The organism is Psychrobacter pasteurii (assembly GCF_900162815.1).
Taxonomy (GTDB): Bacteria; Pseudomonadota; Gammaproteobacteria; order Pseudomonadales; family Moraxellaceae; genus Psychrobacter; species Psychrobacter pasteurii.
In genome coordinates this window covers 1-482 of record NZ_FUGD01000170.1, presented here as the reverse complement: position 1 = coordinate 482, position 482 = coordinate 1, and the positions used below count along the sequence as shown (strand labels likewise).

General features: G+C 41.3%; 1 protein-coding gene. It reads left to right on the top strand.

Annotated elements, in window-relative coordinates; translation table 11 throughout:
- Positions 1 to 40: 40 nt before the first annotated feature.
- Positions 41 to 482 (top strand): helix-turn-helix domain-containing protein (locus tag A1232T_RS13070; RefSeq protein WP_077449794.1); only part of this gene is annotated, 442 nt, incomplete at its 3' end.

Sequence of the window (482 nt, the reverse complement as noted above, 5' to 3'; positions counted from 1 at the left end):
CTGAACCCCATAAGTTGGACACAACTTATGGGGTATTTTTATGCGTTACGACCTAGACTTTAAGATAAAAGTCATAGCATACTATAGGCAAGGACATACCGGAGCTGCCACAGCTAAGAAGTTTAATATCAACCCAAGATTCATAGCTAAATGGGTGAAGCAATATCAAAGCGGTGGCATAGATGCGATAAAGCCAAAGACAAGCAAAGCCTACTATAGTCGTGAGTTTAAACACAAAGTATTAACTACCATGCTAGAGCAAGATTTAAGTCAATCAGAGGTTGCCCTTAAATTTAACATCAGCTCACCGGCATTAATCAGTCACTGGCATAAAGCATATCGGCAAGAAGGCATGTCTGGACTCACTTCTAAATGTCAAGGTGGAACCGCCATGAGTAAACCCTATATCACAGACAAACCAGATGATGAAAAGACCTTAGCAGAGCTTAAGCGTGAGAATGAATACCTACGTGCGGAGAATG